Source organism: Halobacterium sp. DL1, from assembly GCA_000230955.3.
Lineage (GTDB): Archaea > Halobacteriota > Halobacteria > Halobacteriales > Halobacteriaceae > Halobacterium.
In genome coordinates this window covers 335,771-358,221 of record CP007060.1, presented here as the reverse complement: position 1 = coordinate 358,221, position 22,451 = coordinate 335,771, and the positions used below count along the sequence as shown (strand labels likewise).

Sequence of the window (22,451 nt, the reverse complement as noted above, 5' to 3'; positions counted from 1 at the left end):
GTCTCCTGTCGCTCGCTACGCTCGCGGCAGTTCGACAGGCTCGCCGTCCGCGTAGACGGTCGGGTTCGTGAGAATGCCGTCGAGGTGGAGCGGCGCGTCCGTGTCGCCGCCGATGCCGGCGTCGTCGCCGATGGCGATGTGGACGGTGCCCGCGGCCTTCTCGTCGAGCAGGACGCTGCCGACGAGTTCCGTGACGGCGACGTTCGTGCCGATGCCGAGTTCCGCGAGGTTGTAGGCGTCGCGGCCGACTTCCTCGCTGGCCGTCTCGACCTGCCCGCGGATGTCGTCGTCGGAGATGTGCGTGACGAAGCCGTCCTCGACCTCGAAACGAAGTTCCTCGCCGTCGAGGAGGCCATGGGGGCGCATCGTGCCGTCGACGACGTAGGTCCCGTTGGCGTCCTCGGGGGAGACGAACACCTCGCCCGCGGGGAGGTTCGAGAAGTCGCCGGCGTCGTGGACGATGCCGGTGTCGTCGTTCCACTCGCGGTCGCCGGGTTCGAACGTGATATCCGTGCCGGCGGGCGTGGTGACGCGGATCTCGTCGGCACCCTCGACCTGAGCGAGGACGTCCTCGCAGTGCTGGCGGATGGTCTCGTAGTCGGCGTCGAGGCCCGTCGTGAACACGTCCTCGGTGATGCCCGGGAGGGTCGCGCCACGGGCGCCGGCGTCGCAGGCCGCGCCGCGAGCGCGCGTGTGACTCAGACTCTTCGTCGTCGGTGCGAGGAAGACGTCCGCGCCCTTCATCGCCGCCGCGACCGGTTCCGGTGGTTCCTCGCCGTGCTGGTCGCCCGGCGGGTAGCGGAGGATGGCGGTGTCCTCGCTGACCTCGCAGGCCACCTCGTACAGCGCCTCGCCGATGGGCTGGCGCTTGTCGTCGGTGACTACCACGCAGGACTCCTCGGCGCCGAGGCCGAGACACTGTTCGACCGCGGTTTCGGCCGCCGTTCGCAGGTCTGCCATGGCCGGGCCTACTGTCGCCGGAAGAAAGGTGTTACTGGTATTGCTCGCAGGCCCCGGTGCGGTGCTCCGCTGGTTCGCGTCTGACGGGGAGTTAACCGCCCGGGTGGGAGTTCGTGGCACATGAACGAGCGAGACCACGTCATCAACGCGGTGCTGCTCGGCGTCGGCGTCGGCATCATCCTCGACCCGAGCATGACCTACGGGACGCTCGTGTCGGTCGTCGTCGTCACGATTCCGGTCGTGCTCGGCGTGCTCCTGCCTGACGTGGACACCTCCTTCGGCACGCACCGCAAGACGCTGCACAACTTCCTGACGCTCGGCGTCGTCGCGGCGTTTCCGCTGTTCCTCGACAACCTCCACTGGGTGTGGCTCGGCGTCTACACGCACTACACCCTGGACCTGATCGGGAACGTCCGCGGTCTGGCGTTCCTCTACCCCTACCCGAAGGAGTACGACGTCCCCTTCGGCGTCACCGTGAGCAGCAGGTGGGCGACGCCCGTCACGCTCGGCGTCACCGCGTTCGACCTGGCCGTGGCGGCAGCGGTCGTTCACTTCCCGCGGTTCGTCCCCTTCGTCACCACCGAGCGCCTCGACCTGCTCGCCCGCGGCATCCGGTTCGACCTGGCCGACCTCGTCCCGGGAGTCCTGGTGGACCTGCTGCCGGTGGTCCTGTAGCGGGCTCGAAGCGGCGTTCTCGAAACGATTATCCGCCACGCCGCCGCATCTCCAAGTACATGATTAGCGTCGGTATCAACGGCTACGGCACTATCGGCAAGCGCGTGGCGGACGCGGTCCGGGCCCAGCCCGACATGGAGGTCGTCGGCGTCGCCAAGACCCGCCCGAACTTTGAAGCCGAGCAGGCCCGACGGCTCGGCTACGACCTCTACGCCGCCGTCGAGGACCGCGCAGGCCAGTTCGACGAGGCCGGCATCGAGACCGCGGGCCTCGTCGACGAACTCGTCGCGGACAGCGACGTCGTCGTCGACGCGACGCCCTCCGGCATCGGCGCGCAGAACCGCGAGCTCTACGAGGCCGAGAACACGCCCGCCATCTATCAGGGCGGCGAGGACGCCGACGTGGCGGACGTCTCGTTCAACGCGCGCTCGAACTTCGAGGAGTCAATCGGCGCCGACCACGTCCGCGTCGTCTCCTGCAACACGACCGGGCTCTCCCGACTCCTCGCGCCGCTCCGGGAGGCCTACGGCGTCGAGAAGGTGCGGGCGACGCTCGTCCGCCGCGGCGGCGACCCCTCGCAGTCCGACCGCGGCCCCATCAACGACATCCTCCCGGACCCCATCTCGATCCCGAGCCACCACGGCCCGGACGTCGAGACCATCTTCCCGGACCTCGACATCGACACGCTCGGGATGAAGGTGCCCGCGACGCTGATGCACATGCACAGCGTCAACGTCACACTCGAGGCCGAACCCGACGCCGACGAGGTCAGAGACCTCCTCGGTGAGCAGTCCCGCATCTTCGTCGTCGACCCCGACCTCGGCATCGCCGGCTCCGGCGACCTCAAGGAGTACGCCCAGGACATGGGTCGCCCGCGCGGTGACCTCTGGGAGAACTGCCTCTGGGGCGAGTCGGTGACGACCGAGGGCAGCGACTTCTACTGCTTCCAGGCCATCCACCAGGAGTCCGACGTGGTGCCGGAGAACGTCGACGCCATCCGCGCCATCACGGACGCCGCAACCGCCGAGGAGTCCGTCGCCACGACGAACGACGCGCTCGGCATCTGAGTGTCGTAGCCCGAACGCTTTTCCACGGTGCCTGCCTACGCCGGCACATGAGACGGGACGACCGGGACGACCCCTTCGACGACATTTTCCGGGAGATAGAGCGGATGATGGACGAGATGATGGGAGGCGCGCAGGGCCTCCGTGGCGACCAGTCCGGCTTCTCCACGGGCACCCACGTCGACGTCCACGAGAACGACGACACCATCCGCGTCATCGCCGACCTCCCCGGCGTACAGAAGGACGACATCTCCATCCAGTGCGACGGCGAACAGGTCACCATCAGCGCCCACACCGAGTCCCGGGAGTACGACGAGCGCGTCAGCCTCCCTGGCCGCGTCGACGCGCGCTCGGGCGACGCCAGCTACAACAACGGCGTTCTCGAGATCGTCTTCGAGCGCACCAGCGACTCGACGAACATCGACGTCCAGTAACCGCCCAGCAGTCGCCCCGTTCTGCGGTCGTCGCTGTCGCTCGCCAGCAGTTGCTGTGCGTAGTGCCTCCAGTCAGGACTCGGCCGTCCGCTCGACGAGCGCCGCGAGGCGGTCGTAGAACCCTGACTCGTACTTCGCCTCGTCGTCGATGGTCGGCCGCGCGTTCGTCTCGTTGACGACCGCCCGGTCGTCGGTGACGAGCAGGTCGACGCCGAGGAAGTCGACGTCGAGCGCCGCCGCCGCGTCGAGCGCGAGGTCCCGCAGTTCGGGCGGGAGCTCGACGCCGTCCGCGGACGCGCCGCGGTGGACGTTGTGCTTCCAGCCGTCGGGCGCCTCCCGCTGGACTGCGCCCACCACCTCGCCGTCGAGCACCATCGCGCGGTAGTCCGCGGCGTCCGGGAGGAACTCCTGGACCAGGTAGGACTTGTCGCCGGTCGCGCGGTAGTCGTGGACGAGTTCGAGGTAGTCCGTTACCCCCGACAGCGAGTCCGCGTCGTGGACCTTCGTCACGCCGACGCCGCGCGTCGTCGAGTTCGGCTTCACCACGACGGGCGGATCGAAGCGCTCGAACGCTGCACGGACGGCCGCCTCGTCGGCGGGGTTCGAGACGTAGACGGTGTCCGGGACGGGGACTCCAGCCTCGGCGAGCGTGGCGAGCGCGCCGGCCTTGTTCCGGGAGCGCAGGACCGCCGCGCGGTCGTTCACCCACGGCACGTCGAGCAGCGCGTTCACGACGCCGCCCTCCATCAATCGTCCCGGGAAGACGAACCCCGCGTCGAACCGTGCGGGGTCGAACGGCGGGTCCGAGAGGGGCGTCACCGCCTCCCGGACGGAGACGTGTTCCGCACGAATGCCCCGGTCGGCGAGCGGGCCGCGCATCCGCTGGAACGTCTCCGTGTCGTTGGCGACGGCCAGTCCGAGCATACTCCGAGATTGGCGTCGACCGTCTAAAACCCGCTGCTAGAGGAGACATCGGTAGCGAGGTCTCTGGAAGGGATGAGATAGAGAGAAAGCGCCCGAGGCGGGATTTGAACCCGCGTCACAACCGTGACAGGGTTGTATGATGGGCCACTACACCACCCGGGCTTCCTGCACTCATCCGTAGCCGGCATTCGTTCATAAGGCTTTCCAATCGGGTGGCGTGTGGGCCGTGGTGCCGTGCGGGCCGCCGACACACGCGCGTACGTCCCGGCGAATTGTAGTTAGAAAGACTTAAATCCCACGGCCGGTAATTGGCCTGTAGTATCTCGTGAGAGTTGATTCTCCCCCCATGCAGGTGCACCCATGGTAGACGTAAGCCAACACGAACTCGTCCCGGAGCACGCCGTCCTCGACGAAGCGGAGGTCGAGGAGGTGCTCGAGGACTACGAAATCGAGCGCACGGAGTTGCCCAAGATCAGGCGCAAGGACCCGGCCCTGCCCGACGACGCCGAGGTCGGCGACGTCATCCAGATCGTCCGCGACTCCCGAACCACAGACACGGCGGTCGTATACCGACTGGTGATAGAATAAATGCAACAGGAAGACCGACGCGAACTGTCGAGGTCGTACTTCTCGAAGGAACGGCTCGCAGAACACCACTACCGCTCGTTCAACTCGTTCCTCGAGCGCGGCATGCAGGACGTCGTGACCGAGAAGGAGAAGATCGAGACCGACATCGGCGACAAGGAGGAGGAGGAGCCGGTGTGGGTCGAACTCGGTGACGTCCGCATCGTCACGCCGCGCGTGCGCGAAGCGGACGGCTCCGAGGAACTGCTGTACCCACAGGAGGCGCGCCTCCGCAACATCACCTACTCCGCCCCGGTGTTCATGGAGATGAGCATCGTGCGCGGCGGCGAGGAGGAGGAGGAGCGCGTCCTCGACACCACCGAGACGAAGGTCGGCCGGATGCCGATCATGGTCGGCTCGGACAAGTGCAACATCGCGGGCTTCTCCGACGAGGAGCTCATCGAGATCGGCGAGGACCCCGCCGACCCCGGCGGCTACTTCATCATCAACGGCAGCGAGCGCGTGCTGATGACCAGCGAGGACCTCGCGCCGAACAAGATTCTCGCCGAGTACGACTCGAAGTACGGCGACGAGATCCAGGTCGCGAAGACGTTCAGCCAGCGCCGTGGCTACCGCGCGCTGGTGCTCGTCGAACGGAACCGCGAGGGACTGCTCGAGGTGTCGTTCCCGAGCGTCTCCGGCTCCATCGACTTCGTGACGCTGGTGCGGGCGCTCGGCCTCGAATCCGACGAGGAGATCGTCCACCGGGTCAGCGAGGACCCCGAGATCGTGAAGTTCATGCTGGAGAACCTGGAGGAAGCCGAGGTCCAGACCCAGGAGGAGGCCATCGAGATGCTGGGCCAGCGGGTCGCCTCCGGCCAGGGGAAGAACTACCAGCTGAAGCGCGCGAACTACGTCATCGACCGCTACCTCCTCCCGCACCTCCACGAGGAGGGCATCGAGGACGAGGAGACGCGCATCAACAAGTCCTACTACCTCTGCCGGATGGCCGAGGCGTGTTTCGAGCTCGCGCTCGAGCGCCGCGAGGCCGACGACAAGGACCACTACGCGAACAAGCGCCTGAAGGTCTCCGGCGACCTGATGAAGGACCTGTTCCGGACCGCGCTGAACAAGCTGGCGCGCGACGTGAAGTACCAGCTCGAGCGCGCGAACATGCGCAACCGGCAGCTCACCGTGAACACGGTGGTCCGCTCGGACGTGCTGACCGAACGCCTCGAACACCCCATCGCGACGGGGAACTGGGTGGGCGGCCGCTCGGGCGTCAGTCAGCTCGTCGACCGCACGGACTTCATGGGCGTGCTCTCGCACCTGCGCCGCCTGCGGAGTCCGCTGTCGCGCTCCCAGCCCCACTTCGAGGCGCGTGACCTGCACGCGACCCAGTGGGGGCGTATCTGTCCCTCGGAGACGCCCGAAGGGCCGAACTGTGGCCTGGTGAAGAACTTCGCGCAAGCGATGGAGCTCTCCCAGAACGTCGACGACGAACGCGAACTCAAGCGGGAGCTCTCCTCGATGGGCGTCGAGGGCATCCCCGGAATCAACACGGAAGCGACACCAGCGGACGACTAACATGAGCACGGAACGAGAAGCCAAAGTCTACGTCAACGGCAGCCTCGTCGGGACCCACGAGAGTCCCGAGGAGCTGGCAGCACAGATCCGGGAGGCGCGCCGCCGGGGAGAGGTCTCCGAGATGGTGAACGTCTCCGTGAAGGACCGCACCAAAGAGGTCATCGTGAACGCCGACGCGGGACGCGCCCGCCGGCCGCTGCTCGTCGTCGAGGACGGCGAGACGCTGGTCTCCCAGGAGGAGATGGACGCCATCGAGACGGGCGACATCGACTTCGAGGACCTCGTCCGCGCGGGGAAGGTCGAGTTCATCGACGCCGAGGAGGAGGAGGACGTGCTGGTCGGCGTCGAGGATGACGACCTCACCGACGACCACACCCACCTCGAGATCGACCCGCAGCTCATCTTCGGCATCGGCGCCGGGATGATCCCGTACCCCGAGCACAACGCCAGCCCCCGCATTACGATGGGGGCGGGGATGATGAAGCAGAGTCTGGGCCTGCCGGCGGCGAACTACCGCATCCGGCCGGACACCCGCCAGCACCTCCTGCACTATCCGCAGAAGGCGATGGTGAACACCCAGACCACCGAGCAGATCGGCTACGACGACCGGCCCGCGGGCCAGAACTTCGTCGTCGCCGTGATGTCCTACGAGGGGTTCAACATCGAGGACGCGCTCGTCATGAACAAGGGCTCCGTGGAGCGCGCGCTCGCCCGCTCGCACTTCTTCCGCACCTACGAGGGCGAGGAGCGGCGCTACCCCGGCGGCCAGGAGGACCGCTTCGAGATTCCCGGCGACGACGTGCGCGGGGCTCGCGGCGAGGACGCCTACCGCCACCTCGACGAGGACGGCCTCGTCAACCCCGAGACGCAGGTCGACGAATCCTCGGTCCTGCTCGGGAAGACGAGTCCGCCGCGGTTCCTCGAGGAACCCGAGGACATGGGCGGGCTCAGCCCGCAGAAGCGCCGCGAGACGTCCGTGACGATGCGCTCGGGCGAGGACGGCGTCGTGGACACGGTGACGCTGATGGAGGGCGAGGACGGCTCGAAGCTCGCGAAGGTGAGCGTGCGCGACGAGCGCATCCCGGAACTCGGCGACAAGTTCGCGTCCCGCCACGGACAGAAGGGCGTCGTCGGTCACCTGGCGCCCCACGAGGACATGCCGTTCACGGGCGAGGGCGTCGTGCCCGACCTCGTGCTCAACCCGCACGCGCTGCCGTCCCGGATGACGGTCGGCCACGTGCTGGAGATGCTCGGCGGGAAGGCCGGCTCCCTCGACGGGCGCTCCGTCGACGGCACGGCATTCACCGGCGAGGACGAGGACGAGATCCGTGGGACGCTCCAGGAGCGCGGGTTCAAGTCCTCCGGCAAGGAGGTGCTGTACTCCGGCGTCTCCGGCGAGAAGATCGAGGCCGAGATCTTCGTCGGCACCATCTTCTACCACAAGCTGTACCACATGGTGTCGAACAAGCTACACGCCCGCTCGAAGGGACCGGTCCAGGTCCTGACGCGGCAGCCGACGGAGGGGCGCGCCCGCGAGGGTGGCCTCCGCGTCGGTGAGATGGAGCGTGACACCGTCATCGGGCACGGCGCCGCGATGGTGCTCAAGGAGCGACTGCTCGACTCCTCGGACCGCGAGGAGGTCCACGTCTGTGGGAACTGCGGCATGACCGCCGTGGAGAACTACGAGCAGCGTCGCGTCTACTGCCCGAACTGCGGGGAGGAGACGGACGTCCACAGCATCGAGATGAGTTACGCGTTCAAGCTACTGCTCGACGAGATGAAGGCGCTCGGTATCGCGCCGCGACTGGAACTGGAGGACGCAGTATGAGTGCAGGACAATCACCAATGGAAATCGGGGAAATCAGCTTCGGGCTGATGGACCCGGAGGAGTACCGGGACATGTCCGCGACGAAGGTCATCACCGCGGACACGTACGACGACGACGGCTTCCCCATCGACATGGGGCTGATGGACCCCCGTCTGGGCGTCATCGACCCCGGGCTGGAGTGCAAGACGTGCGGCCAGCGCTCGGGTTCGTGTAACGGCCACTTCGGCCACATCGAACTCGCGGCGCCGGTCATCCACGTGGGCTTCTCGAAGCTCATCCGCCGGCTACTCCGCGGGACGTGCCGGGAGTGCTCGCGGCTCCTGCTCACCGAGGAGGAGAAAGACGAGTTCCGCGCCGACCTCGACCGCACGCGGAGCCTCCGCCAGGACGTCTCCGACGTCATGACGGCGGCCATCCGGGAGGCCCGGAAGAAGGACCACTGCCCGCACTGCGGCGAGGGCCAGTACGACGTCAAGCACGAGAAGCCGACGACGTACTACGAAGTCCAGCAGGTTCTCGCGTCGGACTACTCCGAGCGCATCGCGGCGTCGATGCAGCCGGACCGCGACGACGACGAGGACCACGGCATCAGCCCGCAGGAGCTCGCCGAGCAGACCGACATCGAGATCAGCCGCATCAACGAGATCCTCTCGGGCGAGTTCCGACCGCGACGCGACGACCGCGAGGCCATCGAGGCCGCGCTCGGCGCCGACCTCACTACCGAGGACATGAACAAGCTGATGCCCTCGGACATCCGCGACTGGTTCGAGGACATCCCCGGCGAGGACCTCGAGGCGCTCGGCATCGACGCCGAACGCTCCCGACCCGAGTGGATGATTCTGACCGTGCTGCCGGTGCCGCCGGTGACGGCGCGTCCCTCCATCACGCTGGACAACGGTCAGCGCTCCGAGGACGACCTCACCCACAAGCTGGTCGACATCATCCGCATCAACCAGCGGTTCATGGAGAACCGCGAGGCCGGCGCTCCCCAGCTCATCATCGAGGACCTCTGGGAGCTGCTGCAGTACCACGTCACGACGTTCATGGACAACGAGATCAGCGGGACGCCGCCGGCGCGCCACCGCTCCGGCCGGCCGCTGAAGACGCTCTCCCAGCGCCTCAAGGGCAAGGAGGGCCGGTTCCGCGGCTCGCTGTCCGGGAAGCGCGTGAACTTCTCGGCGCGGACCGTCATCTCGCCGGACCCGACGCTGTCGCTGAACGAGGTCGGCGTGCCCGACCGCGTGGCGACCGAGATGACACAGACGATGGTCGTCAACGACCAGAACCTCGAGCGGGCGAAGCGCTACGTTCGCAACGGCCCCGAGGGCCACCCGGGCGCGAACTACGTCACCCGGCCGGACGGCCGCCGCGTGCGCGTCACGGAGAAGGTGTGCGAGGAACTCGCCGAGCGCGTCGAGCCCGGCTGGGAGGTCCAGCGACACCTCATCGACGGCGACATCATCATCTTCAACCGGCAGCCGTCGCTCCACCGGATGTCCATCATGGCCCACGAGGTCGTGGTGATGCCGTACAAGACGTTCCGCCTGAACACGGTCGTCTGTCCGCCGTACAACGCCGACTTCGACGGCGACGAGATGAACATGCACGCCCTCCAGAACGAGGAGGCGCGTGCCGAGGCCCGCGTGCTGATGCGGGTCCAGGAGCAGATCCTCTCCCCGCGGTTCGGTGAGAACATCATCGGCGCCATCCAGGACCACATCAGCGGGACGTACCTGCTGACGCACACGAACCCCCGGTTCAACGAGACGCAGGCCTCCGACCTGCTCCGCGGGACTCGCATCGACGAACTGCCGGAACCCGCGGGCACCGAGGACGGCCAGCCGTACTGGGAGGGTCGCCAGATCTTCTCCGAGTTGCTGCCCGACGACCTCAATCTCGATTTCCTCGGCACCGTCGGCGAACCGGTCGTCATCGAGGACGGCTACCTCGTCGAGGGCACCATCGCCGAGGACGAGGTCGGTGGCTTCGGCGGCGAGATCGTCGACACCATCGCGAAGGTCCACGGGAAGACCCGCGCCCGCATCTTCATCAACGAGGTCGCCTCGCTGGCGATGCGGTCGATCATGCACTTCGGGTTCTCCATCGGCATCGACGACGAGACAGTCTCCGAGTCAGCCCGCGAGCGCATCGACGAGGCCATCGAGTCCGCGTACGACCGCGTCCAGGAGCTCATCGAGACGTACGAGAACGGCGACCTCGAGTCCCTGCCGGGTCGGACGGTCGACGAGACCCTCGAGATGAAGATCATGCAGACCCTCGGGAAGGCCCGCGACTCCGCGGGCGACGTCGCCGAGGAGAACTTCGCCCAGGACAACCCGGCGGTCGTGATGGCCAACTCCGGGGCGCGTGGGTCGATGCTGAACCTCACACAGATGGCCGGCTGTGTCGGCCAGCAGGCAGTCCGCGGCGAGCGCATCAACCGTGGCTACGAGGACCGCACGCTGAGCCACTTCGCGCCGAACGACCTCTCCAGTGCGGCCCACGGCTTCGTGGAGAACTCCTACACGAGCGGGCTGACGCCCAGGGAGTTCTTCTTCCACGCCATGGGTGGCCGCGAGGGGCTGGTGGACACGGCAGTCCGGACGTCGAAGTCCGGCTACCTCCAGCGCCGGCTCATCAACGCGCTCTCCGAACTGGAGACGCAGTACGACGGCACCGTCCGGGACACCAGCGACACCATCGTCCAGTTCGAGTTCGGCGAGGACGGCACGTCGCCGGTCGAGGTCGCGTCCAACGAGGACGTCGACATCGACGTCGAGGGCATCGCCGACCGCGTCGTCGACTCCGAGTTCGCCAGCGAGGCCGAGAAGGCGGAGTTCCTGGGCGTCCAGGAGCCACCGACGAATCTCTCCGAGCACGGCTCGTCCTGGGAGGTGGAGTCGGATGACTGAGGTCACCGAGGCCGTCCGCGAGAGCGTCGAGGGCACCGAACTGCCGCGACGGCTCAAGGAGCGCGTCTACGACACCATCGAGGACCGCGACGGCGTCACTGCCGAGCAGGTCGAGGAGATCGCGACCGCCGTCGAGTCCAGCTATCTCGAGACACGCATCGACCCCCTCGACCCGGTGGGGACCGTCTCCGCGCAGTCCATCGGGGAGCCGGGGACGCAGATGACGATGAACACGTTCCACTACGCGGGCGTCGCGGAGATGGACGTCACGCAGGGCCTCCCCCGGCTCATCGAGCTGGTGGACGCCCGGAAGACGCCGGACACGCCGGTGATGAACGTGTTCCTCGAGGACGAGTACGCCGAGGAGCGCGAGCGCGCCCACGAGGTCGTCTGGAAGATCGAGGCGACGAAGATCCTCGCGCTCGGCGACATCTCGACGAACGTCGCGGACATGGTCGTCCGCATCGACCTCAACGAGGACACGCTCCTCGAGCGCTGGCCGCTCGAGAACGACACGACCGAGATCGCGGCCGAGATCGCCGAGACCATCGAGGGGAGCCTCGGCGTCGACGTGACCCAGCAGGGCACCGTCCTCGAGTTCGGGCCGGGCGAGCCCTCCTACCGGGAGCTGCTCCAGCTCGTCGAACAGCTCCGGGACATCGTGTTCAAGGGCATCGACGACGTCAGCCGGGTCGTCATCCGGCGCGAAGAGACCGACCGCGGCGAGGAGTTCGTCCTCTACACGGAGGGCTCCGCGTACAAGAAGGCGCTCAACATCGAGGGCGTCGACGCCTCCCGCACGACGTGCAACAACATCCACGAGGTCCACAAGACCCTCGGCATCGAGGCGGCCCGCGAGGCCATCATCGACGAGACGATGTCCACCCTCGAGGAGCAGGGCCTCGGCGACGTGAACATCCGTCACCTGATGCTGGTCGCGGACATCATGACCAACGACGGCACCATCCAGTCCATCGGCCGGCACGGCATCTCCGGCAACAAGGACTCGGTGCTCGCGCGGGCGGCGTTCGAGGTGACGGTCAACCACCTCCTCGACGCCGCCATCTACGGTGAGGCTGACGACCTCGACGGCGTCATCGAGAACGTCATCGTCGGGAAGCCGGTCCGCCTCGGCACGGGCGACGTCAACCTCCGCATGGGCGCCGGCTCCGACTGATGACAGTCCGGCTCTCGGACGAGGCCCGCCGTCTCATCGCGGCATTCGAGGACGAGACGGAGGCGACCGCCGTCGACTGCGTCGTCGACGACGACCGCGACCGCGTCATCTTCGTGGTGACCGCGGGCGAGATGGGGTCGGCCATCGGCCCCGGCGGGAGCCGCGTCGAGGCTCTCGAGGAGAAACTCAGCCGGGACGTGATGCTGGTCGAGGACGCGCCGACGCCGGAGGGGTTCGTCGCCAACGCGCTCTCCCCCGCGGCGGTGTACAACGTCACCATCAGCGAGAACGACACGACGGTGGCGTACGCCGAGGTCGCCCACGACGACAAGGGCGTCGCCATCGGCGCAGAGGGCCAGAACATCGAGGCCGCGAAGACACTCGCCGCGCGGCACTACGACGTCGACGACATTCAGCTAACCTAACGGACCTTTTGCTCTGCGCGGCGGCCTGTGGCCGCCGCTCGGCAAAAGCTACGCCAAAAGCACTCCTCCTTCGGTTCGTTCGCTACGCTCACTCCCCTCAGTCGTCGGCCCGCGCTCCCTTCGGTCGCGCGGTGGACGGCTTTGCTCGGGTCCGTTGGACCGCTCGCTCGCCGATGCTGGACAGCCGGCTGGGCAACTGGCCGGATAGCGTTCGCGGCCCGAGTGGTCCGAAGGACCCGGAAGGGCCGCGATTCACCGCGAGGGAGCGGAGCGAACGAGCGGGCCGACGACAGAACGGAGCGCGTCAGCGCGAAGTGAGGGAGGAGTGCTTTTTCACTAAGTTTTTGCCGAGGGGCCGCCAGAGGCGGCCCCGTAGCGCAAAAAGTAGATGAGACGGGCTTAAGTACCTCCACTGAGTAATCGGCATTATGTCGAACGGCAAGTACGCCGCTCGGAAACTCAAGAAGGACCGCCAGAAGCACCGGTGGTCCGACTCCGAGTACGCGCGGCGAGAGCGGGGTCTCGGCAAGAAGTCCGACCCCCTCGAGGGTGCGCCGCAGGGTCGCGGCATCGTCCTCGAGAAGATTGGCATCGAAGCGAAACAGCCCAACTCCGCGATCCGGAAGTGCGTCCGGGTCCAGCTCATCAAGAACGGGAAGCAGGTCACTGCGTTCTGTCCCGGCGACGGCGCCATCTCGTTCATCGACGAGCACGACGAGGTCACCATCGCCGGCATCGGCGGTGCGAAGGGTCGTGCGATGGGCGACATTTCGGGCGTGAACTACAAAGTCGAGAAGGTCAACGGCGTGAGCCTGATCGAGCTCGTCCGCGGGAACGCGGAGAAACCGGTCCGATAACATGAGCGAGGAAGCAGCCCCCGAACCCGACGCGCCCGGCAGCACCGACGACGAGGACGTCAACGCGAAGCTCTTCGGCAAGTGGGACGTGACGGGCATCACCTACGAGGACCCGAGCACGCGCCGCTACCTCGCCGCGACGCCGGTCGCCCACACGATGGGGCGCCACGCGTCCAAGCAGTTCAAGAAGAGCGAGATCAGCGTCGTCGAGCGGCTCGCGAACCGCCTGATGAAGACCGGCCAGAACGCCGGGAAGAAACAGCAGGCCCTGCAGATCGTCCGCGACGCCTTCGATATCGTCCACGAGCGTACGGACGAGAATCCGGTGCAGGTGCTCGTGCGCGCCGTCGAGAACTCGGCGCCCCGCGAGGAGACCGTCCGCCTGAAGTACGGCGGCATCTCGGTCCCGCAGGCCGTCGACGTCGCGCCCCAGCGCCGCGTCGACCAGGCCCTGAAGTTCATCGCCGACGGTGCACACTCGTCGTCGTTCAAGACGCCGACGGACGCCGCCGAAGCGCTGGCGAACCAGCTCATCGGCGCGGCCGACTACGACGTGCAGACGTACGCAGTGGGCCAGAAAGAGGAGAAGGAACGCGTCGCTGCGGCAGCGCGCTAACCCGGTTTCTACTCTCTGACGTTCTCCGAGCGACCAGCGCTAGCCCTGCGCGTGGCCACACCGTTCCGATAGTGATTTTAGGGCGGCCTAAAATCTAAGCCGCATGGACGACTCGCGCCGCCGGTTCCTCGCCACCACCGCCACCATCGCCGCCGCTGGAGTCGCCGGCTGTCTCGCCGGGCAGAGCCGCCCCGACGACGACCTGGCACACGACGCAACCGCGTGGACGAACTACGACCCCGACTGGACCGCGCCGACCGACGCGCCCGACACCGACGTGCGGACCGAGGACGTGCTCACGGGACTGGAAGTGCCCTGGGACGTCTCCTTCGCTCCCGACGGCACGCTGTTTCTCACCGAGCGCGTCGGCCGCGTTCGGCGCTTCGACGGCGACACGCTCTCGACGGTCGCGGCACCCGAGGACGCCATCGACGTGAGTGCCGTCGACGACGAACCCGACGACAAGCCGTACTGGGAGACGTGGTGGGTCGCGGGCGGCGAGGGCGGCACGCTCGGCGTCGCCGTCCACCCGAACTACCCCAACCCCGGGTGGCTCTACGTCTACTACACCGCCGGCAACGAGGACGACTGGGAGAACCGGGTCGCGCGCTTCGACGCCACCGCCGACGACCCCGCGAGCACGCGAGAGATAGTCGTCAGGGGTATCCCGGCCGCCGAGGCCCACAACGGCGGCCGCATCGTGTTCGGTCCCGACAACCACCTCTGGGTCACGACCGGCGACGCCGCGACGAAGGCGGACGCACAGGACCCCCAGTCGCTCGCGGGGAAGGTGCTCCGCGTCCAGGCGACGGGCGCCCCGGCCGAGGACAACCCGCGCCACGACGGCTGGGACGACCGCGTCTACACGCTCGGCCACCGCAACCCGCAGTGCATCACGTGGCTCCCCGACGCCACGCCGGTCGTCACCGAGCACGGGCCGAACGGCCTCGACGAGGTGAGCGTCCTCGAGGCCGGCGGAAACTACGGCTGGCCGGACGTGCGTCGGCCAGAGGGGTACCGAGCGAACCCCGAGATGAGCAGGCCTGCGCTGAACACCGGCCTCGAGAACTCGTGGGCGCCGACCGGCGGGACCTTCTACACGGGCGACGCGGTTCCGTCCTGGCGGAACTGCCTGGTGTTCGGCCAGCTCATCGCCCAACGGGTCGGCGTCGTCTCCCTCACGCCTGACGGGGAGACGCGGCCCCCGACCGGGGACGGCCAGCGCTTCGAGGGCGACTGGCTGGACGCCGACTTCGGCGCGACGGCCTGGCAGACGCTCGGCTCGCTCGGGCGGGTGCGCTGCGTGGTCGAGGGACCGGACGGGGCGCTCTACGCGACGACGTCGAACCGGGACGGTCGCGCGAAGGAGGGGTATCCGAAGAAGGGAGACGACCGGCTCGTTCGCATCGTCGCCTAGTCGGCCGCGGGACCGGCGGTCGTCTCCTGGGCGTCGACGTAGCTGCGGATAGTGTCCACGAGACCGCGGCGGCACTCGCTCTCGTCGGGGTCGTCGCCGAGGGTGGCGAAGCGGTCGCGGAACGCCTCGAACTCTATTTCGGGGGCGTCCTCGGCGGCCGCGTGCGCGAGGTCGTAGATGCGGTGGGCGTCGTCGATGGCGCCGTTGCGCTCCAGGAGTGCGAGCGCGAACGCCGCGTTCACCGCGGTCATTGAAGGGTCGGCGCCCGCGGTAAGGCGCTGTCCCGTCTGCGGGCCGGCGACTGGGCGGTCCGAGACGGCGGCCGCGAGTTCCGACTCCAAGAACGAGACGAGTTTGTCCGTCGGGCCGACGGAGAGGGTGATGTCGTCGGCGTAGATGTCCTTCACGTGGTTGGCGATCTGGTAGCAGTGGGTGAGGACGCGCCGCTCGACCTCCCGACCCGTGAGCGCGAGGAACAGCACCTCGTCCATCGAGAGCACGTGGCTGGGGTGCTCGTGCTCGTAGCAGTGCATGTGGGCGAACTCGTGGAGGGCGAGCTCGCGGGCCATCGCGCTGGTCGCCGCCTGCCGAGAGATGTTCAGGACGTGGTGGTCGTCGTAGTGGCCGGCCCACGTGCGCTCGTCGGGGTTCTCCCGCACGCGGACGGTGACTGGTTTCTCGAGGTCGTGGGCCGTCTCGAAGACGTCCCGGGCGCCGAGAAAGGGGGCTGGCGGGCCGCTACCGGTGACTCGCAACTCCATGATACTGTTTGCCAGGTCGCTCGCGGCAAAGACTCTTACGCCGGTCCGCGCCGCTCGGGGGTCGCCGGATACGCCACCAGAGCTGTCAGTTCGAACCCGACGAATCGCCGGCTACGGGCCGTGTCCCGCCGTACCGTGGTCCGAGCAAAACACTACCCTTTTGAACCCGCTGGCAGTATGATTTCCCAATGGGCCGACGCAAGAAGATTGTCGAACAGTGCGAACGGCTGATGGACGAACCCGAGCAGATTCGGAACATCGCCATCGCCGCGCACGTCGACCACGGCAAGACGACGCTCACGGACAACCTGCTGGCCGGTGCCGGCATGATCTCCGAGGACACCGCCGGCGAGCAGCTGGCCATGGACACCGAGGAGGACGAGCAGGAACGCGGCATCACCATCGACGCCGCGAACGTCTCCATGACCCACGAGTACCAGGACACCGACCACCTCATCAACCTCATCGACACGCCGGGCCACGTCGACTTCGGCGGCGACGTGACCCGCGCGATGCGCGCCGTCGACGGCGCGCTCGTCGTCGTCGACGCCGTCGAGGGCGCGATGCCCCAGACGGAGACGGTCGTGCGGCAGGCGCTCCGCGAGGGCGTCAAGCCCGCGCTGTTCATCAACAAGGTCGACCGCCTCATCTCCGAGCTCCAGGAGGGGCCCGAGGAGATGCAGGAGCGGCTCCTCTCCGTCATCTCGGACGTCAACGAGCTCATCCGCGGCATGACCGAGGAGATGGACGACGTCGAGGACTGGACAGTCTCCGTCGAGGAGGGCACCGTCGCGTTCGGCTCCGCGCTGTACAAGTGGGGCGTCTCGATGCCCTCGATGCAGCGGACCGGCATGGACTTCGGCGACATCATCGACCTCGAGCGCGCCGACAAGCGCCAGGAACTCCACGAGCAGACGCCGCTCTCGGACGTCGTGCTCGACATGGTCGCCGAGCACTTCCCGAACCCCATCGACGCCCAGCCCCGTCGTATCCCGCGCATCTGGCGCGGCGACGCGGACTCCGAACTCGCCGACACGATGCGTCTCGTCGACGAGGACGGCGAGGTCGTGCTGATGGTCACGGACATCATGATGGACCCGCACGCCGGCGAGATCGCTGCGGGCCGCGTGTTCTCCGGCACCATCGAGAAGGGCCAGGAGCTCTACGTCTCCGGCACCGCGGGCAAGAACCGCGTGCAGAGCGTCGGCATCTACATGGGTGGCGAGCGCGAGGAGGTCGAGCACGTCCCCGCCGGTAACATCGCCGCCGTCACCGGCCTGAAGGACGCCATCGCGGGCTCCACCGTCTCCAGCGTCGAGATGACCGCGTTCGAGTCCATCGAGCACATCTCCGAGCCGGTCATCACGAAGTCCATCGAGGCGCAGAACATGGACGACCTGCCGAAGCTCATCGAGACGCTCCGACAAGTCTCCAAGGAGGACCCCACCATCTCCATCGAGATCAACGAGGACACGGGCGAGCACCTCATCTCCGGGCAGGGCGAACTCCACCTCGAGGTCCAGACCCAGCGCATCGAGCGCAACCAGGGCATCCCCGTGACGACCGGTGAACCCATCGTCGTCTACCGCGAGATGCCCACCCAGGACTCCCGCGAGGTCGAGGGCGTCTCCCCGAACCGCCACAACAAGTTCTACCTCACCGTTACGCCGCTCAGCGACGAGGTGCTCGAGCAGCTCCGCCTCGGCGAGGTATCGATGGACATGCCCGAGCAGGAGCGCCGCGAAGTCCTGCAGGACGCCGGCATGGACAAGGACACCTCCCAGAACGTCGAGAACATCATCGGCCGCAACATCTTCATTGACGACACGAAAGGTATCCAGCACCTCAACGAGACGATGGAACTCGTCGTCGAGGGGCTCGAGGACTCCCTCGAGGACGGCCCGCTCGCCGCCGAACCCGTCGAGGGCGCGCTCATCCGACTCCACGACGCGCGCCTCCACGAGGACGCCATCCACCGTGGTCCCGCCCAGATCATCCCGGCGGTCCGCGACGCCGCACACCGCTCGCTCATCGACGCCCAGATTCGCCTCCTCGAGCCGATTCAGGACGTCCGCATCGACGTCCCGTCCGAGCACATGGGCGCCGCCTCCGGCGAGGTGCAGGGTCGCCGCGGCCGCGTCGACGACATGTACCAGGAGGGCGACCTCATGGTCGTCGAGGGCATCGCGCCCGTCGAGGAGATGATCGGCTTCTCCAGTGACATCCGCTCGGCCACCGAGGGCCGCGCCTCCTGGAACACGGAGAACGCCGGCTTCCGCGTCATGGCCGACAACCTCCAGCCGGAGATCATCAACGAGATCCGCGTTCGCAAGGGGATGAAGACGGAACTCCCGCCGAGCATCGACTACTTCTAAGTACCTTTTTACTTCGTCGGGTGCGCTCGCTTCGCTCGCGCACCGCTCCTCGCAAAAAGCTACGCTAAAAACGTCCCCGCGCTCACTTCGTTCGCGCGGGTGAAACTCGCCCTGCCGGGCGAGTATGCTATCCCCGGTCGTACATCCTGTGCGGTCTGGCCAACAGCGGTAGGAATTGTCCGGGCCGAAGGCTTATACCGACGAGACCCCCCACAACGTAGCATGCACGCAGGCAGACGCGTCACGCGTGGAATCGGCACGGAGCGACAGCGTTCACGCTCACAGCCGACAACAATCCGCGCACCGTCTGCACCCGGGTGGTCGCCGTGAGCGAGACGGGCGACCGCGCACACACGCTCCGACTCGAGCTCGTCGACGAGCCCGGGGAGTTGTTGCGCGCCCTCGAACCCATCGCGAACAACGGCGGCAACCTGCTGTCGATATTCCACGAGCGCGGGTCGCTGACGCCCCGCGGACACATCCCGGTGGAGGTCGACCTCGAGTGTGCGCCCCACCGCTTCGAGCAGATCGTGGCGGCGCTGCGGGACGCCGGCGTGGCGGTCATTGCGGCGGACGCCGAGCGGTACGGCGAGGCCATCACCGTCCTGCTGGTCGGCGACCTCGTGGACACCGACCTCTCGGACACGCTGTCGCGGCTGGAGGCCTGTTCGAGCGCCTCGGTCGCGGACCTCTCACTCACCGACGAGGAGGGGACGGAGGGAATCTCGAGCGCGCGACTCCGCCTCGCCGTCCAGTCGGGGAGCGCGGCGCAGACCCTGGAGACGGTGCGGAGCATCGCCACGGAGAAGGACCTCTCGGTCGTCGAACCGCTCGTGGGTGAACTGTGAGACTCGCCATCCTCGGTGCGGGCGACGTGGGTCGCTCCGTTGCCGAACTGGCGGGAGAGTACGGCCACTCAGTCGTGGCACTCGCGGACTCGACGAGCGCGGTCGTCGACGAGTCCGGCGTCGACGTCGCGGCCGCACTCGAACGGAAGAACGAGGCAGGTACTGTCGGCGACGCGGCTCCCGAAGACGCGCTGAACGCCGACTACGACGTGCTCGTCGAGGCGACGCCGACGACGCTCGGGGACGCGGAGCCAGGGTTCGGCCACGTGCGGGCGGCGCTCGAGGCCGACCGCCACGTCGTGCTCGCGAACAAGGGGCCAGTCGCCGAGCGCTACGACGACGTGCGAGCACTCGAACGCGACAGCGACGGCGAGGTTCGCTTCGAGGCGACGGTGGCCGGCGCCATCCCGGCGCTCTCGACCATCGACGGCGTCGGCCCGGAGCGAGTGACCGCGGCCCGCGGCGTGCTCAACGGCACGGCGAACTTCATCCTCACGCGGATGGCCGCCGAGGGTCCGTCCTACGAGCACGTGCTCGCGGAGGCCCAGGACCTCGGCGTCGCGGAGGCCGACCCCACCTTCGACGTGGAGGGAACCGACGCCGCGCTGAAGTGCGCCATCCTCGCCAACGTCATCCACGGCGGCGGCTACGCGCTGGAGGACGTCGACGTCGAGGGCATCACGAACGTGCCGCCGTCGGCGCTGGAACTCGCCGCGGAGGACGGCCGGACCGTCCGGCTCATCGGCGAGGTGACCGCCGACGGCGCCCGCGTCGGGCCGCGGCTCGTCCCCGAGAACGACGCGCTCGCGGTGTCCGGGACGATGAACATCGTCCAGCTGGAGACCAAGCACGCGGGCCGGCTGAACATCTCCGGACGAGGGGCGGGGGGGCCCGAGACGGCGACCGCAGTGCTCGCGGACGTCCGTCGCCTCGACTGACGCCGACCGTGTGGTAGGTTCCCACAAACCACCAGAAGGCGGCGGGACGGGGCTGAGGGCGTACCGAAATGGTTTTAATGCGAAGTGGCGAATAACTCCCACAGAGCGCGCCTTTCGCGCGATATTAGACCATGAGCGACCAACGACACCAGAACCTGGCCGTCATCGGCCACGTCGACCACGGGAAGAGCACGATGGTCGGGCGCCTCCTCTACGAGACGGGGAGCGTACCCGAGCACGTCATCGAACAGCACAAGGAAGAAGCCGAGGAGAAGGGCAAGGGTGGCTTCGAGTTCGCCTACGTCATGGACAACCTCGCCGAGGAGCGAGAGCGCGGTGTCACCATCGACATCGCCCACCAGGAGTTCAGCACCGACGAGTACGAGTTCACTATCGTCGACTGTCCTGGCCACCGCGACTTCGTCAAGAACATGATTACGGGCGCGTCCCAGGCGGACAACGCCGTCCTCGTCGTCGCCGCAGACGACGGTGTGGCGCCCCAGACCCGCGAGCACGTGTTCCTCTCGCGGACCCTCGGCATCGACGAGCTCATCGTCGCCGTCAACAAGATGGACCTCGTCGACTACGACGAGAGCAAGTACAACGCGGTCGTCGATGACGTGAAGGACCTGTTCGGTCAGGTCGGCTTCAACACGGACAACGCGTCGTTCATCCCGACGTCCGCCTTCGAGGGCGACAACGTCTCCGAGCACTCGGAGAACACGCCGTGGTACGACGGCGAGACGCTCCTCGAGGCACTCAACAGCCTGCCGGAGCCGCAGCCGCCGACGGACGCGCCGCTGCGCCTCCCGATCCAGGACGTCTACACCATCTCCGGCATCGGTACCGTCCCCGTCGGACGTATCGAGACCGGTGTCATGAACATCGGCGACAACGTCAGCTTCCAGCCCTCGGACGTCGGTGGCGAGGTCAAGACCATCGAGATGCACCACGAAGAGGTGCCGAAGGCCGAGCCCGGTGACAACGTCGGCTTCAACGTCCGCGGCATCGGCAAGGACGACATCCGTCGCGGTGACGTCTGTGGTCCGGCGGACGACCCGCCGAAGGTCGCCGAGACGTTCACGGCCCAGATCGTCGTGATGCAGCACCCGTCGGTCATCACGGCTGGCTACACGCCGGTCTTCCACGCCCACACGGCGCAGGTCGCGTGTACCATCGAGTCCATCGACCGGAAAATGGACCCGTCCTCCGGCGAGACCGAGGAGGAGAACCCGGACTTCATCCAGTCGGGCGACGCTGCGGTCGTCACCGTGCGCCCGCAAAAGCCCCTCAGCATCGAGCCGTCCTCCGAGATTCCGGAGCTCGGCTCCTTCGCCGTGCGCGACATGGGTCAGACCATCGCCGCCGGCAAGGTCCTCGAGGTCAACGAAGCCTAATCCATGCAGCAGGCACGCGTTCGTCTCGCCGGCGTCGATCCCGACGACCTCGACAACATCTGCGACGACGTGCGGGAGATTGCGGACAAGACCGGTGTGAAGCTCAGCGGTCCGGTTCCGCTCCCGACGAAGACGCTGGAAGTCCCCTCGCGGAAGTCCCCCGACGGTGAAGGGACTGCCACGTGGGAGCACTGGGAGATGCGCGTCCACAAGCGTCTCATCGACATCGATGCGGACGAACGCGCGCTCCGCCAGCTGATGCGGATTCAGGTTCCCAACGACGTCAGCATCGAGATCGTCCTCGAAGACTGACGGCGTTCCCGGAGCGACGGCGCGTCACACGCGTTCCCCACTTATCGGGCTCGTAGATCAGCGGTAGATCGCTTCCTTCGCAAGGAAGAGGCCCTGGGTTCAAATCCCAGCGAGTCCATCGGAGCGAGTTCTGCGAGCGAGAATGGACGAACAGATTTGAACCCCTGCCAGTCGCAACCGCGAACGGAGTGAGCGGTCCGTCTGGCTCCGGGTTCAAATCCCAGCGAGTCCACTCGACTCAGTTCGTTCGTCTCGTTTCCTCTCGACGTCCCGTTCGCTACTCGCGGTGCTACCACTCCTACACTCCGAGGCGCCTGGCGCGTCGTGAGACCCAGCACGTCTATCAAGCAACACGTTAATACGGAATACTGCCGATTTGG

General features: G+C 67.4%; 20 protein-coding genes and 2 tRNA genes. 18 read left to right on the top strand and 4 right to left on the bottom strand.

Annotated features, from left to right (window positions below; genetic code table 11):
* Positions 1 to 15: 15 nt before the first annotated feature.
* A complete protein-coding gene (locus HALDL1_03435; GenBank protein AHG02782.1) occupies positions 16 to 960 on the bottom strand; it encodes an aminopeptidase in 945 nt (314 codons plus the stop codon).
* A 120-nt stretch (positions 961 to 1,080) separates the two neighbouring features.
* Here HALDL1_03435 and HALDL1_03430 point away from each other — a divergent pair, with 120 nt between their 5' ends.
* Genes HALDL1_03430 through HALDL1_03420 form a run of 3 tightly spaced genes read left to right on the top strand, consistent with a single transcriptional unit; the run spans position 1,081 to position 3,133 of the window.
* Complete coding sequence (locus HALDL1_03430) at positions 1,081 to 1,635, top strand: membrane protein (protein AHG02781.1); 555 nt, start codon at positions 1,081 to 1,083, stop codon at positions 1,633 to 1,635.
* 59 nt (positions 1,636 to 1,694) lie between these two features.
* Complete coding sequence (locus tag HALDL1_03425; protein AHG02780.1) at positions 1,695 to 2,702, top strand: glyceraldehyde-3-phosphate dehydrogenase; 1,008 nt, start codon at positions 1,695 to 1,697, stop codon at positions 2,700 to 2,702.
* 47 nt (positions 2,703 to 2,749) lie between these two features.
* The gene (locus tag HALDL1_03420; protein AHG02779.1) at positions 2,750 to 3,133 is read left to right on the top strand and encodes a type III effector protein; all 384 of its coding nucleotides are present in this window, start codon (positions 2,750 to 2,752) and stop codon (positions 3,131 to 3,133) included.
* A 72-nt stretch (positions 3,134 to 3,205) separates the two neighbouring features.
* Here the strand turns inward: HALDL1_03420 and HALDL1_03415 are convergent, their stop codons facing one another.
* The gene (locus HALDL1_03415; GenBank protein AHG02778.1) at positions 3,206 to 4,057 is read right to left on the bottom strand and encodes an alpha-L-glutamate ligase; all 852 of its coding nucleotides are present in this window, start codon (positions 4,055 to 4,057) and stop codon (positions 3,206 to 3,208) included.
* Positions 4,058 to 4,146: 89 nt separating this feature from the next.
* Positions 4,147 to 4,219: transfer RNA gene (locus HALDL1_03410), tRNA-Asp, on the bottom strand.
* A 198-nt stretch (positions 4,220 to 4,417) separates the two neighbouring features.
* Between HALDL1_03410 and HALDL1_03405 the strand changes: the two genes are divergently transcribed.
* The 9 genes from HALDL1_03405 (at position 4,418) to HALDL1_03365 (ending at position 15,440) form a co-directional block, all read left to right on the top strand.
* Positions 4,418 to 4,645: a DNA-directed RNA polymerase subunit H gene (locus HALDL1_03405; GenBank protein AHG02777.1), complete on the top strand. Its 228-nt coding sequence runs from the start codon at positions 4,418 to 4,420 to the stop codon at positions 4,643 to 4,645.
* Positions 4,646 to 6,208, top strand: coding sequence for a DNA-directed RNA polymerase subunit B'' (locus HALDL1_03400; protein AHG02776.1), 1,563 nt, complete (start codon positions 4,646 to 4,648; stop codon positions 6,206 to 6,208).
* A gap of 1 nt (position 6,209) precedes the next feature.
* The gene (locus tag HALDL1_03395) at positions 6,210 to 8,036 is read left to right on the top strand and encodes a DNA-directed RNA polymerase subunit B' (GenBank protein ID AHG02775.1); all 1,827 of its coding nucleotides are present in this window, start codon (positions 6,210 to 6,212) and stop codon (positions 8,034 to 8,036) included.
* Positions 8,033 to 10,948: a DNA-directed RNA polymerase subunit A' gene (locus tag HALDL1_03390; protein ID AHG02774.1), complete on the top strand. Its 2,916-nt coding sequence runs from the start codon at positions 8,033 to 8,035 to the stop codon at positions 10,946 to 10,948. The genes HALDL1_03395 and HALDL1_03390 overlap by 4 nt, the downstream gene beginning before the upstream one ends.
* Positions 10,941 to 12,125, top strand: coding sequence for a DNA-directed RNA polymerase subunit A'' (locus HALDL1_03385; GenBank protein AHG02773.1), 1,185 nt, complete (start codon positions 10,941 to 10,943; stop codon positions 12,123 to 12,125). Before HALDL1_03390 ends, HALDL1_03385 begins: the two co-directional genes overlap by 8 nt.
* Positions 12,125 to 12,550 (top strand): transcription elongation factor NusA, encoded by a 426-nt coding sequence (locus tag HALDL1_03380; GenBank protein AHG02772.1) that lies wholly within the window; start codon positions 12,125 to 12,127, stop codon positions 12,548 to 12,550. Before HALDL1_03385 ends, HALDL1_03380 begins: the two co-directional genes overlap by 1 nt.
* Positions 12,551 to 12,978: 428 nt before the next feature.
* A complete protein-coding gene (locus tag HALDL1_03375; GenBank protein AHG02771.1) occupies positions 12,979 to 13,407 on the top strand; it encodes a 30S ribosomal protein S12 in 429 nt (142 codons plus the stop codon).
* A 1-nt stretch (position 13,408) separates the two neighbouring features.
* Positions 13,409 to 14,023, top strand: coding sequence for a 30S ribosomal protein S7 (locus tag HALDL1_03370; protein AHG02770.1), 615 nt, complete (start codon positions 13,409 to 13,411; stop codon positions 14,021 to 14,023).
* 103 nt (positions 14,024 to 14,126) lie between these two features.
* The gene (locus HALDL1_03365) at positions 14,127 to 15,440 is read left to right on the top strand and encodes a glucose/sorbosone dehydrogenase (GenBank protein AHG02769.1); all 1,314 of its coding nucleotides are present in this window, start codon (positions 14,127 to 14,129) and stop codon (positions 15,438 to 15,440) included.
* Here the strand turns inward: HALDL1_03365 and HALDL1_03360 are convergent.
* On the bottom strand, positions 15,437 to 16,201 hold the full coding sequence (locus HALDL1_03360) for a hypothetical protein (GenBank protein AHG02768.1): 765 nt from the start codon (positions 16,199 to 16,201) through the stop codon (positions 15,437 to 15,439). The two genes, HALDL1_03365 and HALDL1_03360, sit on opposite strands and share 4 nt — an antisense overlap.
* A gap of 188 nt (positions 16,202 to 16,389) precedes the next feature.
* On the opposite strand from HALDL1_03360, the gene fusA reads away from it, so the two are divergent.
* From fusA to HALDL1_03330, 6 genes are all read left to right on the top strand, one after another.
* Positions 16,390 to 18,576, top strand: coding sequence for an elongation factor EF-2 (fusA, locus tag HALDL1_03355; protein AHG02767.1), 2,187 nt, complete (start codon positions 16,390 to 16,392; stop codon positions 18,574 to 18,576).
* Positions 18,577 to 18,893: 317 nt separating this feature from the next.
* Positions 18,894 to 19,424, top strand: a complete 531-nt coding sequence (locus HALDL1_03350) for an amino acid-binding protein (GenBank protein AHG02766.1) — start codon at positions 18,894 to 18,896, stop codon at positions 19,422 to 19,424.
* Positions 19,421 to 20,362, top strand: a complete 942-nt coding sequence (locus tag HALDL1_03345; protein AHG02765.1) for a homoserine dehydrogenase — start codon at positions 19,421 to 19,423, stop codon at positions 20,360 to 20,362. The genes HALDL1_03350 and HALDL1_03345 overlap by 4 nt, the downstream gene beginning before the upstream one ends.
* Before the next feature lie 131 nt (positions 20,363 to 20,493).
* Positions 20,494 to 21,759, top strand: coding sequence for an elongation factor 1-alpha (tuf, locus tag HALDL1_03340; GenBank protein AHG02764.1), 1,266 nt, complete (start codon positions 20,494 to 20,496; stop codon positions 21,757 to 21,759).
* Between the two features lie 3 nt (positions 21,760 to 21,762).
* Complete coding sequence (gene rps10p, locus HALDL1_03335; GenBank protein ID AHG02763.1) at positions 21,763 to 22,071, top strand: 30S ribosomal protein S10; 309 nt, start codon at positions 21,763 to 21,765, stop codon at positions 22,069 to 22,071.
* A 46-nt stretch (positions 22,072 to 22,117) separates the two neighbouring features.
* Positions 22,118 to 22,189, top strand: a tRNA-Ala gene (locus tag HALDL1_03330).
* Positions 22,190 to 22,451: the final 262 nt, after the last annotated feature.